The organism is Dyadobacter alkalitolerans DSM 23607 (genome assembly GCF_000428845.1).
GTDB lineage: Bacteria > Bacteroidota > Bacteroidia > Cytophagales > Spirosomataceae > Dyadobacter > Dyadobacter alkalitolerans.
In genome coordinates, this window is record NZ_AUAS01000018.1 from 70055 (window position 1) to 87237 (window position 17183).

14 protein-coding genes are annotated in these 17183 nt (G+C 46.6%); 8 read left to right on the forward strand and 6 right to left on the reverse strand.

Going from position 1 to position 17183, the window contains the following annotated elements; genetic code table 11:
• Nucleotide 1: 1 nt before the first annotated feature.
• A complete protein-coding gene (locus G395_RS0124125) occupies nucleotides 2-1600 on the reverse strand; it encodes an ATP-dependent DNA ligase (protein ID WP_026632417.1) in 1599 nt (532 codons plus the stop codon).
• Entirely contained in the window at nucleotides 1597-2763 is a 1167-nt protein-coding gene (locus G395_RS30190; protein WP_051350345.1) for a ligase-associated DNA damage response exonuclease, read from the reverse strand. The genes G395_RS0124125 and G395_RS30190 overlap by 4 nt, the downstream gene beginning before the upstream one ends.
• 132 nt (nucleotides 2764-2895) lie before the next feature.
• Between G395_RS30190 and G395_RS0124135 the strand changes: the two genes are divergently transcribed.
• The 7 genes from G395_RS0124135 to G395_RS0124165 all read left to right on the forward strand — a co-directional run bounded on the left by G395_RS0124135 (nucleotide 2896) and on the right by G395_RS0124165 (nucleotide 8605).
• Complete coding sequence (locus tag G395_RS0124135; protein ID WP_051350346.1) at nucleotides 2896-3291, forward strand: DUF5618 family protein; 396 nt, start codon at nucleotides 2896-2898, stop codon at nucleotides 3289-3291.
• 49 nt (nucleotides 3292-3340) lie between these two features.
• Nucleotides 3341-4507, forward strand: a complete 1167-nt coding sequence (locus G395_RS0124140; RefSeq protein WP_026632419.1) for an ABC transporter substrate-binding protein — start codon at nucleotides 3341-3343, stop codon at nucleotides 4505-4507.
• The gene (locus G395_RS0124145; protein ID WP_084439804.1) at nucleotides 4507-5589 is read left to right on the forward strand and encodes a FecCD family ABC transporter permease; all 1083 of its coding nucleotides are present in this window, start codon (nucleotides 4507-4509) and stop codon (nucleotides 5587-5589) included. The genes G395_RS0124140 and G395_RS0124145 overlap by 1 nt, the downstream gene beginning before the upstream one ends.
• Nucleotides 5586-6608, forward strand: coding sequence for an ABC transporter ATP-binding protein (locus G395_RS0124150; RefSeq protein ID WP_026632421.1), 1023 nt, complete (start codon nucleotides 5586-5588; stop codon nucleotides 6606-6608). The genes G395_RS0124145 and G395_RS0124150 overlap by 4 nt, the downstream gene beginning before the upstream one ends.
• An 82-nt stretch (nucleotides 6609-6690) precedes the next feature.
• Nucleotides 6691-7104, forward strand: a complete 414-nt coding sequence (locus G395_RS0124155; RefSeq protein ID WP_026632422.1) for a nuclear transport factor 2 family protein — start codon at nucleotides 6691-6693, stop codon at nucleotides 7102-7104.
• Nucleotides 7097-7699, forward strand: a complete 603-nt coding sequence (locus G395_RS0124160; protein ID WP_026632423.1) for a GNAT family N-acetyltransferase — start codon at nucleotides 7097-7099, stop codon at nucleotides 7697-7699. Before G395_RS0124155 ends, G395_RS0124160 begins: the two co-directional genes overlap by 8 nt.
• A 6-nt stretch (nucleotides 7700-7705) precedes the next feature.
• The gene (locus G395_RS0124165) at nucleotides 7706-8605 is read left to right on the forward strand and encodes a carbon-nitrogen hydrolase family protein (RefSeq protein ID WP_035361966.1); all 900 of its coding nucleotides are present in this window, start codon (nucleotides 7706-7708) and stop codon (nucleotides 8603-8605) included.
• 36 nt (nucleotides 8606-8641) lie between these two features.
• Here G395_RS0124165 and G395_RS0124170 read toward each other — a convergent pair whose 3' ends face one another.
• The 4 genes from G395_RS0124170 to G395_RS0124185 form a co-directional block, all read right to left on the reverse strand.
• The gene (locus G395_RS0124170; protein WP_051350347.1) at nucleotides 8642-10405 is read right to left on the reverse strand and encodes a PQQ-dependent sugar dehydrogenase; all 1764 of its coding nucleotides are present in this window, start codon (nucleotides 10403-10405) and stop codon (nucleotides 8642-8644) included.
• Between the two features lie 12 nt (nucleotides 10406-10417).
• Nucleotides 10418-11665: an amidohydrolase/deacetylase family metallohydrolase gene (locus tag G395_RS0124175; RefSeq protein WP_084439807.1), complete on the reverse strand. Its 1248-nt coding sequence runs from the start codon at nucleotides 11663-11665 to the stop codon at nucleotides 10418-10420.
• Nucleotides 11666-11674: 9 nt separating this feature from the next.
• Nucleotides 11675-12964 (reverse strand): amidohydrolase/deacetylase family metallohydrolase, encoded by a 1290-nt coding sequence (locus G395_RS30195; RefSeq protein WP_051350348.1) that lies wholly within the window; start codon nucleotides 12962-12964, stop codon nucleotides 11675-11677.
• 160 nt (nucleotides 12965-13124) lie between these two features.
• On the reverse strand, nucleotides 13125-13877 hold the full coding sequence (locus G395_RS0124185) for a DKNYY domain-containing protein (RefSeq protein ID WP_026632427.1): 753 nt from the start codon (nucleotides 13875-13877) through the stop codon (nucleotides 13125-13127).
• A 210-nt stretch (nucleotides 13878-14087) separates the two neighbouring features.
• On the opposite strand from G395_RS0124185, the gene G395_RS0124190 reads away from it, so the two are divergent.
• Nucleotides 14088-17180, forward strand: a complete 3093-nt coding sequence (locus G395_RS0124190; protein ID WP_026632428.1) for a sensor histidine kinase — start codon at nucleotides 14088-14090, stop codon at nucleotides 17178-17180.
• Nucleotides 17181-17183: the final 3 nt, after the last annotated feature.

Below are 17183 nucleotides of genomic sequence, written 5' to 3' on the forward strand. Positions count from 1 at the left end.
CTCACTTATACATCTCCAAAATCCCCTTCAACGCTTCCAGCGTATCTGCTTCCTCTGCTTTCTTATCCTTCCGCCAGCGCAGAATCCTAGGAAACCTTACTGCGATTCCGGATTTATGCCTGGATGATTCGTTGATGCCTTCGAAGCCTATTTCAAAAACCAATTCGGGCTTGACAGTCCTTACCGGACCGAATTTTTCCAGGACGTTTCGCTTGATGAAATAATCGACCTGGCCAATTTCTACGTCTGTCAGTCCGGAATATGCTTTTGCGAATGGGACCAGCTTCCCGTCTTCGCCCCAGACGGCGAATGTATAGTCGGTGAATAATTCAGCGCGCCTGCCGGAGCCTTTCTGGGCGTAAATGAGCACGGCATCGACACTTAACGGATCGATTTTCCATTTCCACCAATCGCCTTTTTTACGGCCTACCTGATAAGTGCTTTCTTTCCTTTTGATCATAAAACCCTCCGCAATATTCTGCCGGGAAAGCGTGTGTAACTCCCGCAAAACTGCCCACTCTTTGAAATCAATGAGCGGCGACAGATTAAATACAAATTGATCAGGCGCTTTCTGATGAATGAGTTCCAGCTCCGTCCGGCGCTGTTGCTGGGTAAGGCCCCTGATGTCTACACCATTGACTTCCAAAATGTCATAAGCCAAAAATGCGACGGGCGCTTCTTCCAGCACTTTTTTGGATAGATTTTTCCTGCCAATACGTGTTTGCAGCACATTAAATGGCATCGGTTTATCATCCATGTAACTTACGATCTCTCCGTCGAGGACCGTTCCGTTTGGCAAAACTTCACTTAAAAAATGCAGCTCCGGAAATTTTTCGGTTGATAACTCTTCACCGCGTGTCCAGATAAAAAGCTCATTGTTTCGATAAATAATTTGTGAACGAATGCCGTCCCACTTCCATTCGGCAAACCAATCTTCGGGGTTTCCCAAACCGGAAACGTCGCCTTCAATGGGATAAGCCAGGAAAAACGGATATGGGCGCGATGCGTTGTCATTTTCCCCTTTATCTAATATCAACTGCTCAAAGGTCGTCCCCGACGGCTCCCACTGACCCATGACCCGGTGGGCGATCACATTAGAATCAGTTTCCGTAGCTTCCGCTAATGCACGCACCACCAATGTCTGCGAAACCCCGATCCGGAAACTGCCCATCAATAATTTATTAAAAACAAAAGTCTCGTGCTGAGACAATTGCATCCAGGCTTGCAAGATATGGTCACGTTTTTCTTCGTCCGTCATACCGGGTAATAGTCCCAGATAATAGAACCATTCGGTAAGCGATTTGTCCGATCCGTCGACCTTACTTTTAGGCAAAAGCAATGAAATGGTTTCGCCCAAATCGCCTACACTATGATAACTTTCCTGGAAAAGCCACATTGGAATACCAGCTTCTTCTGCCGCCCATTCTTTTACCATGGTCCTGTTCACCTTAAACGAAGGCCGGCGACCGGTAAAAAGCGTTAATGCCCAGAGTTTGTCTTCGTCGGATGCAGTCAGAAAATATTGCTTCATCAACTCCACCTTTGCATTGGTTTTGTTGGTGCGGTCCAGGTTCATGAAAAGTTCTGCGAATTGTTTCATACTACTAAATCCCCTTCCCCTAAATCCCCTGAAGGGGACTTTGCTTGTTGAAGCTGTTTCGTTGATGGTTTTGTGTCGATGATGGCTTCGTCATCTAATGATTCTTTATGCTTTTCATAGGCGTCGGTTCCGGCGCTGATGTCTTGTACAACTTCTTCTTCCTCGTTTTCGTCTTCGTTGCCGTACATGGTGTGAACTTCACCTGCTTCAATGCCATTTTCGTTCAGATATCTTGCGTAAATGCTTGTATAGCCATGCGTTACATATACTTTTTCGGCTCCCGATTCTCTTACAGCCGTGTTCAGGTCCGGCCAGTCCACGTGATCGCTCAATACGAAACCCTGGTCCACGGCTCGGCGGTTTTTGGCGCCGCGAAGGGCCATCCATCCTGAGCAATAACCGAGGGAATAGGGGGCGAACTTTTTGATCCACGTGCTGCTGTCGACCGAGGGCGGGGCTAACACCAATGATCCCCGAAATAGCCTCCGGTCGGTTTCCTTGGTGACCAATGTTAATTCGGGCAGATCAAAACCGGCCTGCTTTAACCTCTCGTTTAATGTATAAATAGCACCGTGGGCGTAGATTATCTTGTCTTGTAATTCAATATTTTTCAAAATCCGCTGCATTTTTCCCAATGAATAGCCCATGAGCACACTGGCTTTATCTTCACTTTTATTCTGCCGCCACCAGTTGTCAATTTCGCTCATCACCTCATGCTGAGGCTGCCATTTGTAAATAGGCAAACCGAAGGTTGATTCGGTAATAAAAACATTGCACTTGACTGGCTCATAAGGCGTTGCAAAGTTGTCATTTTCAAGCTTGTAGTCGCCGCTCGCAACCCAGACTTCCCCCTTATACTCCACCCGGACCTGCGCAGAGCCAATGATATGCCCCGCAGGATGCAATGAAAATGTGACACCATTGATCACAAATTTCTCGTAGTACTCAACAGTTTGTAAAGAGATATCCTGCCCTAATCGCAGCCGTAAAATGGGTTCGCTATCCTTGTGAGCCAGATAATGTTTGCTTCCCCAGCGCGCGTGGTCGCTGTGCGCATGCGTGATGATCGCCCGGTCAACGGGGATCCATGGATCAATGTGCGCATCTGCAACGGCGCAGTATATACTTTTCCCTGTAAACTGTAAAAGAGATTGTGCTGGCATGGCTTGAAAAATATTAAAAGTGTGCCAATTGCGGACCGAGGCCTCTGACGCCTTTGAAAAATAAGTGCTATTTTTGAGTGACCAATTTCCCTGGCCTGCGTCTAAACAAATATCATTATCAAATACACAACTATGTCTAAGAAAAGTATGGAAAACCCTTTATCTCCAAGTGCGGAAGCAGCAAGATATCTTGAAAATGCCAGACAAATACTGACTGAAAAAGCAGGCAAAAAGGATGGATTGTATTCGGACATTAAATATGTAAGAATGGCCGCGGGCACTGCTTATTCAGCGGCGCTGCTAATTCTTGATGAATATCTGAAACAAAAAGAAGGTATTCATTTTGTAAAGCCACAAAGCATTGAGGATTACAAGGGCAGATTAAGAAAATATGACAAAAAATTGCTGAAACATACGATCAATGCTTATAGCGAATTACATCTTATTGGTTACTATCAAGGAACAGAATCAGCTGAGGTCATCCAGAACGGCTTGGCAAATGTGAAGCAAATGCTATCCTATATCTGATTCTTTGTTTCTACATTTTTATTCTGCTCAACGCTCCTTATATCGTCTAATGATCAAAAACCTCTGCCTTTCGTGTTTTCTTTATCTAATAATCCTTAGCTGTAATCCCGAAAATTCATCGAAAAGGGAGGAGAACATTACTTCGAAATCGGTTAATTACAAGGACCAAACCAAGATCAATCACGCACAAGGATTTACAATAACCTATCACAATAATTACAAAATTGTAAGCATCCTGAGCCCTTTTGAAACGGCAACGGATACTTCAAAATACATCCTGCTCGAAAAAGGAACACCACGACCGAAAGGTTTTGAAGATGCGCAGGTGATTAACATCCCGGTTACAAGCATTGTGGCTACTTCCTCCATGCATGCTGCATTACTGGAATTTCTGGATTCAGAGAACATTATCACTGGGCTGAGCAACCCGCAATACATTTATTCGCCTAAAATTCAAGCGCGCATTGAAGCTGGCAAAGTGGCTAACATTGGGCGGGATCAGGGATTGAATAATGAAAAGCTCGTGGAAATGCACCCGAATGTGCTGATGGCCATGGGCGGGCCCGGCGCGAAAGTGGACCAATACAGCATTTTAACGCAGGCAGGAATTCCAATTTTGATTAATTCGGAATGGATTGAGAAAACGCCGCTGGCCCGTGCCGAGTGGGTTAAGCTCATTGCCGCATTATTAAATAAGGAAGAGTTGGTCAATGACAAGTTTGGTAAGATCGAAAATGAATATCTTCGGCTGGCTCAGCTTGCTAAGGAGGTGAAAATCAAGCCATCTGTTATCTCAGGCTTGAATACCAAAGACGCATGGTTTTTGCCAAATGGGGATAGCTATATGTCACAGTTTTTCAGGGATGCGGGAGGGGATTATCATTGGAGTAATATGAAGGCGACGGGCAGTTTGCCTTTGAACTTCGAATCTGTATATCCAATTGCTTTAAAAGCCGACGCCTGGCTAAATGTTGGGTTCGATAAAAGTGATACGAAAGCCAACATTCTGGCGCAGGATTCACGTTACAGCGATTTTAAGGCTTATAAATCGGGACAAATGTTCAGTTACAATGGACGTGTTAATGAGCAGGGCGCGAATGATTTTTTTGAATCCGGAACTGTAAATCCACACACTGTCCTGTCTGATCTGATCAAAATATTGCATCCGGAACTCCTGCCGAATCATAATTTGGTCTATTATAAGCAGCTCAAATAATGGTCGGATCCCTCAACAAAGCACCATCGCTTAAAACGCCCCTGAATGCGCACCGCCTCACTTTTTCGGGACTGGTAACGCTGGCAGTTGTGGTTTTTGTGCTGGATGTAATGCTGGGCTCCGTGCAAATTCCGCTTAAAGAAGTTTTTAAAATCATTTTTTTACAAGACTCCGAAAACACTGCCTGGCTTTTCATCATTGAAAAAATCCGCATCCCAAAAGCGATAACGGCAATCCTTGTCGGTTGCGGACTATCCGTCAGTGGACTACAAATGCAAACTTTGTTCCGAAATCCTTTGGCAGGGCCGTCGGAGCTGGGCATAACAGCAGGCGCCGGACTGGGTGTGGCAGCGGTGATGCTTGCAGGCGGAAGCAGCGCTAGCATGTATGCGATCAGCAAACTTGGCGTTTCGGGCAGTTGGCTCATCATCGTGATGGCTTCGCTGGGATCTGCACTGGTGCTTTCGCTGATATTACTGATTGCAGGAAGGATCCGGGACAATGTAATATTGCTGATCGTCGGGGTGATGATCGGGACGATAACGCTCTCCATTGTCAGCATTTGGCAATATTTCAGTCAGCCCGAACAATTGCAGGAGTACATTATGTGGACATTCGGGTCGCTGGGTGGCGTTACACAATATCATCTTTATGCGCTTTCGGGTGTGGTTGCATTTGGGCTGTTACTCGCTTTTATATCTTCCAAATCGCTTAATGCATTATTGTTGGGTGAAAATTACGCCAGAAGCATGGGCCTTACCATTGGAAAAACACGACTGATCATCATGCTCAGCACCAGCTTGCTAACCGGCAGCATTACCGCATTTTGCGGTCCGATCGGATTTGTCGGCATTGCTGTTCCGCATATAACGCGCTCACTGTTTGGCACGTCAGACCACCGCGTGCTCATTCCCGGCTGCTGCCTCACCGGCATGGTGCTGCTGCTTTTATGTGACATCATTGCCCAGTTGCCCGGCATGCAAATCGTCATTCCGGTGAATGTTGTCACCTCCCTGCTTGGCGCGCCGGTGGTTATCTGGATCATTATCAGCCGCAATAACCTCCGTTCTTCTTTCTCATGAGTGATGTAAAACCATTTTTGGAAACGAAGAATTTGTCTATTGGATATAAGACCAAGCGTACAGAACGCATTATTTCAAAAAACCTGAACCTAACCCTCCTACCGGGGCAGCTTGTGTGCCTGCTTGGCTCCAATGGTTCGGGAAAATCGACATTAATGCGGACAATTGCGGGCCTCCAACCCGCTTTGGAAGGCACTGTTTACATCGGACAGCAGCTTCTTTCCGGCTTGAAATCGGCTCAGCTCGCACAAACATTGAGCCTTGTTTTGACGGAGCGCATCGAGGCTGGAAACCTTACCGCACTGGAAGTAATTACATTAGGACGCACGCCCTACACCGGCTGGCTTGGTGCATTAAGTGAGATCGACCATAAAAAGATCGAAGAAGCAATTTCACTGGCCAATGTTGAAAATTTGGTAAACAGGAAAATCCATCAGCTGAGCGATGGTGAACGGCAAAAGGTCATGCTGGCACGCGCGCTTGCACAAGACACAGAACTCATTCTGCTCGATGAGCCTACTGCACATCTGGATCTGCCTAACCGCGTGGAAATGATGCGCTTGCTGCATAATTTGGCCAGACAAACCGGGAAAGCCATCTTACTAAGCACACACGAACTCGATCTTGCATTACAAGCTGCTGATATTCTCTGGCTTATGCAGCAAAACGGCGAACTTGTGGCTGGCGTCCCCGAAGATCTGGTTTTGAACGGGGCATTTGAAGCTGCGTTTGAGAAGAATGGATTCTTTTTTGATAAATCTAGCGGCACATTCAACATTTACCAGGATGTTTGCACACATTCCATAAGCATTTCGGGTGATCCTGTCTTGGCTTTCTGGACCAGGCGGGCATTACAGCGCGAAGGTTTTGGCCTGACTGACGACATTAATGCAACATTCAAAGTCCGTTGCGATCGGGGTGCAGCTGGTACAACCTGGCAAATGCAATGGCAACAAAAAACTGCAAAATACTTCACTATTGCTGACTTGATTGCGGCAATCAAACTGGCTGCGAATTAATGGCTTCCTCACTTTTATATACGTTCCGTTGAACTAGTTACTGCTCTATTTTCTTATTATTAAATAACATTAATGAACTGACATGGCTTCTCTGGACATCGTACAAGCATATTATTCAAGCTTTAATCATAAAAACTGGGACGGCATGCTCGCCTTGCTGCACCCGGAAGTAAGGCACGAGCCTAACCAGGGCGAGGTGCGCATCGGCATCGAAAAATTCACTGAGTTTCTTGGCCAGATGGACGAATCGTATGAAGAAACCCTGACCGACATGGTCTTCTTCACAACAGCGGACGACTCCCGGGTGGCGGTGGAATTCACAGTGAGAGGAATTTACAAAAAAGGCGAAGAGGGCTTCCCTGAGGCTTACGGACAGGCTTACAAACTTCCGGCAGCCGCTTTTTTGGAATTAAAAAATGAAAAAATCTGCCGCGTAACCACTTATTACAATCTGCCGCATTGGATAGAGCTGGTTTCAAACCCTAAAAATGACTGAACAACTGACTTTTACATCTTATAAGGGTGTTGAAATAGCATCCGTGGTGGAAGCATTGGGCGCATTGCGCATCACAGTGTTCCATGATTATCCTTATTTGTATGAGGGGTCGCTGGACTACGAAAAAGACTATCTGCAAATTTACGTCCAGTCTGAACGCGCCTTTTTGTTCGCTGTCTTTGATAATGGAAAGATGGTGGGCGCAACAACGTGCATTCCATTAACCGACGAAGCTGCGGAAGTCCGGCAACCATTCGAAGATGCGGGATTCGATATCAGCACTATTTTTTACTTTGGCGAAAGCATATTACTTCCCGAATATCGGGGCTCAGGGCTCGGACATCGTTTTTTTGATGAACGCGAGGCGCATGCCAGAAGCTTTGGACATTACAATTTATGCTGTTTTTGCTCCGTCGACCGGGGCGGTCATCACCCCGCCAAGCCAGCCGACTATCGCCCTAATGACGCATTCTGGATCAAACGCGGATATGTGAAGGACCCTGCGTTGCAAAGTACCATGGAATGGCCCGATATCGGAGAAACTGCTTCCTCCTCAAAACAAATGATTTTCTGGATCAAACCAATCGATCACTAAATGCCTATGTCTGTAATCATTGCGTCGGCCCAATATCCCATTTCTGAACATGTTGACCTAGCAGCCTGGCAGCGACACATTGAAACGTGGGTGGCCGACGCAACAGCTAAGGGAGCCGGACTATTGCTGTTTCCTGAGTACGGCGCCATGGAACTGGTTAGCATATTATCTCTTGAAATTCAACAAGATATCTTCCTGCAAGTTGCGGCGATGAATGGCTTCGTGGAGTCGTTCTGCCAGATTTTCGCAAACCTGGCGCGCCAATATAATGTGGTGATCGTGGCGCCGAGCTTGCCTGTTATAGACGATAGAAAACATTTGAACCGGGTTTTTGTTTTTTCAGACAAAGGCCTTGTAGGTTACCAGGACAAGTTTTTTATGACACGGTTTGAAAATGAAGAATGGGGCATCCAAAGCGCACCTAAAACACTGACCGTGTTTGAAGCGGCATGGGGCAAATTCGGCATTCAGATCTGTTATGACATTGAATTCGGACTGGGATCGCAATTGTTGTGTAGCGCGGGGGCATCACTGATCCTCGTTCCAAGCTGCACCGAAACCATCCGTGGCGCTACGCGTGTACATGTAGGCGCGCGGGCTCGCGCCCTGGAAAATCAGGCTTATACAGTTGTTTCTCAGACCGTCGGCAACGCAACCTGGTCACCGGCAGTGGATATTAATTACGGCTATTCGGCATACTATTCTACGCCCGACAAAGGATTACCCGAAGAAGGCATTATTGCTGCCGAAATTCCCCAGAAAGAAGGCTGGCTTGTTCAGGAGCTGGATTTTTCTAAAATTGATGAAGTAAGGCAGGATGGGCACGTGCTTAATTTTAATGATCAGCAAACACTGAACATTGGCTTTAATAACCAGGAAATCCGTGTAATCCATAAGTCTGTGTAAAATAATGTCTTTCGCTTTTCAATGGTATTATTAAGGCTATTTTTTCAAAACGCGGTTTACGTCGTCCACAGAAATGCGGTCAGGCATGTTGCCGAATTGCTGCCTTACGTAGGTTAGGAGCTGTGCCATTTCTGCCGGTGGGATAAAATCGTGTTTGGGCATCAGATCATTGTAAGGCTTACCGAGCACCTCTATCGGCCCTTCCAAACCATTTGCCACGGCCTGGATCAGCTTTCTTTTGTCTTCCGTAACCCATTCCGAATTCACCAAAGGCGGAAAACGGCTGCCGTCGCCGAGGCCGTTGGATTGGTGGCATGGTGTACAATAAGTGCTGTAAATTTTTTCGCCGGCAAGCTTTGTATCCTTATCCAGGTTATCCTTTACCGGATCCGGCGTTCGGATGTTTCCTGCCAGCTTATGCTTCTCCATAGCAGCCAGTTGCGGCGCTCCGAATGACTGCTTATTGCCTTTAAACATAATCCGCCAGATCTTGCCTTTTTTCGAATCTGTAATGTACAGTGAGCCGTCAGGCCCTTGCGCCAGGCCCATAGGCCGCGCTTTCGCATCGCTTACATTAATGATGGGGTCCATGCCTGCGAAGCCATCTGCAAAAACTTCCCATTTCTCTGAAAATTTACCATTTACCCAAGGCACAAAACAAACGAAAAAGCCCGCCTGCGGATATGGAGCACGGTTTGTCGAGCCGTGAAAGGCGATGAATGCGCCATTTTTATAGCGTTCGGGAAACTGGTTTCCGGTGTAAAACAGCAGATCATTGGGTGCCCAATGTCCGGGGAATCCAATGATCGGGTTTTGATATTTAGCTCCTTCACCCTCTTTTTTGCTATCGCCCCCGTATTCCGGGTTCAGGATCTTCTTGCCTTTCATCTGGTCAAAATAATAGTAAGGCCAGCCCAGGTTTGTTCCCTGCGTTACTTTTACGAATTCTTCGGCTGGTAAAACGGCGCTTTGCCATGAGGAATAAATGTCTGGAAACAGGCGGCGCAGATTGTCGCGCCCGTGAACAACGGCATATAAACTTTGATCTGCATTATTCCATCGCATGCCCACAATGCTCCTCAAACCCGTTGCATACAAGCTGCCGTCGGCCTGCGTCTGATTCAGCTTATCAGCACTGAACTTCCAGATTCCACCATGCTTTTCCAGGTCCGGGCAAGGGTTAAGGCCAATGGTTCCCGGTTTACCGCCCGGTGCATTGGCCACATCCTGACATGCATCCGAAGGCGCTCCGAAAGGCACGTACATGTTTCCTTTGTCATCAAAAGCCATGGGTTTGGTAATGTGCCAATGTGTGCCATGCTCATGGTCATCTTTCAGAATCACCTCCACGGTGCTGTCTGGCAGCAGCTGCCCCGGGATCAGTTTACTGCGATAAACAAACAGCGAAGAACTGTAATACAAATATCCGTTGCGGATCGTGATGCCGTTGGCGAGGCTGCTCTGATCGGGGTAATTGCCGAAATTTTTAATAATGTCGGCTTTCCCATCCCGGTTTGTGTCCCTGAGTGCAACGGTTCCACCCTGCTGGCCTTTTCCGAAATAACGCAGTTTTACATAAATATCGCCATTATCATTTACCGTAATGTGCCGGGCAAGCCCGGTGCTGTCGGCCACGACGAGTGCTTCGAAACCTGCCGGCGTTGCCAGGCCGCCATTGTCCGGATCGCCTTTTGGCAGTAAATCCGGCCTTTGCGCGCCGGAGAGAAGCATTACTATCAGGCCGAAGCCAAAGTATCGCTGCGCAATGCTTCTTTTTTGTTTATAAAAATTAAATCCCATTATTTCAATTATCTATTTTTTAGCGCCCAACCCATTCAAATCCCACACAATTTTCCCATCCCTGATCGTCATTTCGATTTCCAGTTTCTTAGATCCTGCTATACTTTTCCCACCGGAATCTGTAAAGCCGAACTGACCGTCACGAACCCTGAAAATGGCAAGATCGGCTACACTACCTGCTTTCATATTGCCCAATTCTTCATGCTTAACTGCTTGTGCCGCATTCCAGGTTGCGATCTGCACCACATCATGCAAGGACAAACCCAGCGCCATGAATTTTGACATTACATTCGCCATGTCTTTCATACCCGAATTCATGCTGAACCGGTGCAGATCGGTGCCGAAAGAATTTGGTGCAAAACCTTGCTTAATCGCCGGTGCGGCCTGATCAAACCAGAAACCTGCGCCGCCGTGACCCAGATCGAATAACACTCCGCGCTTTTTTGCTTCCAGCACAAATGGCCGCACCTTTCCACCTTCGCCAATGATCGGCATCCGCTCCTTAATGTTTTCAAAAGTATGCGTAATCATATCGCCCGCACTGAGCCTGGCAAGCTGATCCTGTAAGGAATATTGAGGTAAATGACATTCCACAAAAAGCGGCTTCTCGACCTGTCGGGCGAGTTTTATCGCATTATCATAAGGCGTCCAGTCAGCTCCGTTATAATGCCCGATCTTTACGCCCACGATCAGGTCAGCATATTTGTTAATGACCATTAAAGCAGAGTCCGGGGCCATATCTGCGATATTTTGTTCATGTTCAGCGCCGGTCATTCCGTCCCCGGCAATGTTGATAAAGGCCAGAATCCGTGTTTTGGACTGATCAATCACCTGCTTTTTAAACAAAGGAAAACTCCGCCAACCCGAAGTTCCTGCATCTACAACCGTCGTTACCCCGGACCGGAATGTGAAATCATCGGGAGAAACGCTGTTTACGCCATTGGCAAAAAGACCTGCATGCGGACCCACGAAAACGTGCGTATGCATATCAATAAAGCCTGGCGTCACGAATAAGCCTTTTGCATCAATCGTTTTCTCAGCAGGCTCGTCAATTTTATCCGATATTTTTATGATAAAACCCTTACTAACAGCCACATCCATCACCTTATCAATGTTATTTGCAGGATCAATAACATGGCCGCCTTTGATGATCAGATCATAGGTATGGCCAAAGCCATTACTGTAAAAAACAAGCAAAAACAGCACCCAAAAGTGACTTTTGATAACATTTGTGATCCTATCGAATCTTATTAAATGCATCACCACCAGTTATTTAGCCAATGTTTCAGATTCCCAACCCGCCGCGCTGATCCCGTTCAGGTCCCAGACGATCTTACCTGCCCGGATGGTCAGCTCTGCTTCCAGTTTCTTGTCTCCTTTGAGTTTTAATTTTCGGGTGTCTAAAAAACCAAAATCTCCTTTTCTCAGATTAAACACAGCAATATCCGCCTCAGAACCAACGGATAATGTTCCCAGATCCGGGCGTTTGATAACTTGTGCGGGATTCCATGTTGCTCGCAGAATGGCATCCGGAAGCGTCATTCCCATGTTAAGAAATTTGGAAATTACATTGTCCAGGCCTTTCATAGCGCCGTTCATGCTGTCGGTATGCAAGTCAGTGCTGATCACATTGGGCTTAAACCCCTGTTGCATCGAAGGGATCGCCTGCCGCCACGCAAATGCACCGCCGCCATGCCCGACATCGAAAATCAGCCCGTTCTTTTGTGCTTCGAAAACGAATGATTTTACCTTTCCATTTTCATCAACCACTGTTTCGCGGTTTGCAGGGCCGTGAGAAAATGTATGCGTGAAAATGTCGCCTGGACGAAGATATTCCTTGAATAACTTTTCAATGGATAAGGGCGGCTGATGTTCGCCAAAATCAACCATAACCGGCACATTGGCCAGTTTTCCGGCCTCAACCGCGGCTTTCACCTGGGCATAGTCGCCCCAGTAATGTGCCGCTTTTACACCTACAATGATCTTCGGAAAAAGCCTTTGGATCATGTTGGCGGCCATAACAGGGTTCATATCGGTAAGATCCTGCTCTTCATAACGGCTGGCCATGCCCGTCCCTACAATGTTGAGCAATGCCAGGACGCGCGTTTGCGCTTTATCGATTGTCTGTGCTTTGAAAGTCCGGAAGTTGCGCCAGCCGGATGAGCCTGCATCCACAACCGTTGTGATCCCGGCGCGAAAAGTAAAGCCGTCGGGCGGCAGGCTGGTGGAGGCATTGGCAATGTAGGCATCGGGCACAGTTCCGGCAAAAACGTGCGCGTGCATATCGATCAGCCCCGGCGTTACATAAAATCCTTTTACATCAACCGTCTTTTTTGCTTCCGAAGCTGGAATGTTACTGGCTAGGCGGACGATTTTTCCGCCTGAAACAGCGACATCCATTGCGGCATCAATGTTGTTTTTGGGATCAATGACGTGCCCGCCTTTCAGCAGGAGGTCAATTTCCTGGGCATTGGTAAAATAAGGAGAGAATAGAAACAGCAGGGAACACAGGAACCCGGCAACGCGTCCGGCGTTCTTTGCATGTGTGCAAGCCAACATTTGTTAAGAGTTTAGATCTGAATTGTATTCATATACAAGACAATAAGGGCAAAATATTACTTCAAAAGATTTGAAACTTTGCGCTTAACGGGCAAAAAAGAAAGGCGCATCGCTGCGCCTTATGTGTATAGTTGGGTAACTGAAAAAAGATTATCAGAGATTAGAAGTTTAAAGCTTCGTAAGTGGATGGCTCACATTCTGTCAGCTGTGAGCCACGCCAGTAAACATGCTTATTATCCAGGCTGTAATACTGATTGATCACCTGAAAACTTGCCGGATCTGCGCCCTCAATGATTTTAAGAGATGCAGAACCCATTAAATAAACATGGACCGCATCTCTCGAATAACCGTGCCTCAACGCTTCAAAAGAATCTACATCGGGATCATCCAACCGGACGCCATTAACAAAAATACTGTGCTTGTCCCGGAAATAAGTAAAGCCATCCACTTTCGCAATTAACTGAAAGTGAGATGCGTAATGAGAAATAACCCGATCAGCATAGTAGATACATCTGCTGTCTTTTGACAAATGCCTATCTATTTTAACAAAGTGATCGGGATCGTCGGAAACGATTTTGTAAGCTGTGTAAATGTGATTGCAATCTCTGCCCGAAGCATATCCGAGCACAACAAATGAGCAAGGATCAGCACCGGGGATTGCTTTTCCTTTATAGTAAACAAACTTTTCATCGACGGCAAAATGTCTGATCGATGGCAATTTCGAGAAAGTGTTATCTAAAATTTGAAACGATTTTACATCGGCGCCTGCCACCAGGTTCAGCTTAGAAGTCAATTGATTTCCGAAGTAATAAACAGCGTTTTTTCTGATATGATATCCCGGCTCATTGAAAAACACACTTGCAAATTTTCCATGGTTGGTAAGGCGGGAAGTCAGGGCATTCATGTTGATCATAACGAACGTTGATTAGGATAATTCCTTATTTTTCACGGCTAATTGCTTTATTGCGGAATAAAGTTGGCTTACCCGGCATCAAATTTCAAAACCAAAGAGGGAACGGTCGCTTCTGGCTATTTAACGGTGAACGGTTAGTATATGAGCCGCCGTTAATCAGCTACTTCACATTAATACAATCTTATTTCAAAGAAATAATCCGGTTGGAGCATGCGTCAGAGATTTATCTTTTTACTTGCTTTTTGTCTGAGTCCAATGTTGCTTTTCGGGCAGACGATTTTTCAGAATATCAAGTGGCAGGACGGTCTTAGTGCGAAGCAAGTGCGTTGCCTTTATAAGGACGATACAGGATTTCTCTGGATTGGAACCAACAATGGCCTTAACCGGTACGACGGGGCCGTTGTAAAGCAATACAAGCATGGCCCCAAACAGAAAAATCTCCTTATTAATGCCATACAACCGCTGGGCAAGGGAGATACGCTCATCCTGGGATTATTGAACGGCGTAATGCTGTTCAATGTGAGCTCAGGTTCGTTTTCCAAAGACAGCCGGTTCTCCGCCCTGGACAAAGAATCGATTGTAACCATTAAGACGGATAATGTCGGGCGCCTTTGGATTGGCACTTCCAACAGGATCTACGTTTATGAAAAAGGGAAATTACTTCCTCTTGCCGCCATTGTCCCGTCGGCAGCGACCATGTTCGCCGTACCGGACTATTTTCTTTCCGGCATGGTTTGGGACACGACCAGAAACGGCTTCTGGATTGTAGGCAGCAAGCCCTATTTTATCGACACCAGAAAAAAAGCAATTTACCATCAACAAAACAATGTTCTGCGTTCACCCATATTTGACTTGAAATATGTAAATGCGCTCGCTGTTGACAGCAAAGGCGACATTTGGTACGGATGCGACGACAACCTGACGCTTAATTACTGGAATGTTAGAAAGGGCTCCGTGCAAAGCTTCCCTGAGCTCGACGGCAATAAGATCAGCGATGGGATCAACCATTTATTTATAGACCATAAGGACCGGCTATGGATCTCGACATGGTTGTTTGCGGCTTATATAAAGGAACGCGGACAACCGATCAAGAAGATTGAGTATGACCAAAACCTTCCTTACTGCATTGGTTATGGGCATTTCCGGGACGCAATTACGGACAAGGAAGGAAATGTATGGCTGGGAACGATCAATGGTGTCAGTAAAAGTCAATCACAATATCCGTTGCAGGCGATATACCAGTTGCCAAATTTCAAATTTTTTCTTGAAACCGGTTTCGCTCACGCTAACTCCATTACGGTTGATAAAAACCTGGTGATGGCGTGCAAGGAGGATGGGGCTATTGCTTATCATACCGATAACCGCACTTATCAGCGCTACACAGTCACGGACGGAGACTTGCGAAGAAACCGGTTCGTAATGTGCACCAAAGCGAAAGATGCCTGGTGGTTTGTAGGAGACGCCGGCGTGCACGTGCTGCATAACGGGAGCGATAAACTGGTGAAGTTTACAGACATAAAAAAAGGAACGCCCAACCGCTACGCAAACTTTGTTTTTACAGATCATAAAGGAAATATCTGGTTCCAGATCCTGGAAGACGCCATTTACCGCCACGATCCGGTAACTAAGAAAACCACGCGCTATGACGGAACTGATAGTCGTTTTGGGTTATTTGCGTTTAAAAATTGCCCGAGTTCTTTGCAGCTGAGCAACACCGATATCTTGTTTTCACTGCCTGGAAGCGGACTTCTGAAATTCGATTACCAGAAAGAGTTCTTTTCTATTTTACCCAATAAAGAACTCGCTAATGCACAGGTCCTGAAACTTGCCGAAGATAAAAAAGGCAACATATGGACCGCCGTGAGTGGCAAAGGGCTCGTGAAGATAAGTCGTGACGGCACACCGCTGGACAGTATCGACAGCAGGACCGGCCTGTTCTATGATTATTTATCCAGCATTGCCATTGATTCGCGCGGCGCGGTTTGGGGATCCAGCAGGGAGGGGCTTATGTTTTTCAACCCGGATACACGCGCTGTGACGAAAGTTGAGATCGACCTTGGCAAAACATTGCAGGATTATTATAACAACCTCACATTCGCGAACGGTAAAATCTATGCGGTAATGCTGGACCATATCCTGCTAATAGATCCTTTCAGCTTTGCCGGCGTGCCGGTAAAACAGCCGCCTTTTATCACTTCCATTAAGGTCTTTGGTCAGGAAAAGCTGGGATTTGAAAAAGGGGGTGTCCTGGAACTGGCCCCGGATGAGGACTTTATTACATTTCAATATGCTTCACTAAGTCACCGCGATATCCCGGCCCTGCAATACAGTTACCAGCTGGAAGGCATTGACGGAAACTGGGTGAATGCGGGCAGGGCGATTACGGCTACATACACCAATCTTTTGCCGGGGAAATATCTGTTCAAAGTCCGGAGCACCGATGAATTCGGCAGATGGATGACAAAAATCCAGAAGCTGCAAGTGGTTGTAAGACCTAACTGGTGGCAAACCTGGTGGTTCAGAACGATATGCCTGATCCTGGCGGCTGTGACGCTGTTTTTTGTTTATCAGGCTTACAGTCAGCGTAAGAAGCAAAAAGTCCAGAGTGAGCAAAAAGAATTAATGTTGCTAAAAATCAGCAAGATGCTTGCCGAAAGCCAGCTGATGGCGTTAAGGGCACAAATGAACCCGCATTTTATCTTCAACTGCCTCAACAGCATTCAGGAATGCATTGTAACCGGGAAATATCCGCAGGCAAGCACTTACCTCAATAAGTTTTCCAAGCTGTTCAGGATGGTTTTGCGAAACTCGGGGAAAGACCTTATTCCTATTACACAAGAGCGCCAGGTCCTGGAACTGTATCTTGAACTGGAATTGATGCGTTTTGAAGGGAATTTCACCTACGAGATCATTATGGACCCCGAGCTGGAAGAGGAGGACGTTGCACTACCCTCGATGCTCTTACAGCCTTATGTGGAAAATGCGCTTTGGCACGGCCTGCTGCATAAAGACGACGACCGCAAGCTGCTCATTGAATTCAGGCTGGTTAATGAGGACGTTTTCATTTGCAGGATACAGGACAACGGCATTGGACGAAAGAAATCATTTGAATTAAAATCGCAAAGTATCAAATACAAAAGTCACGATTCGCAGGGGTTAAGCATCACGCAAGACCGCATCGACCTGATCAACAAACAGGGAAACCATGCGGTGCTTAACATCGAAGACCTTTACGACGAAAACGGCGAAGCCACCGGCACACTGGTGGAAATTGAACTATCAACGTATCTCAACAATGTATAATCA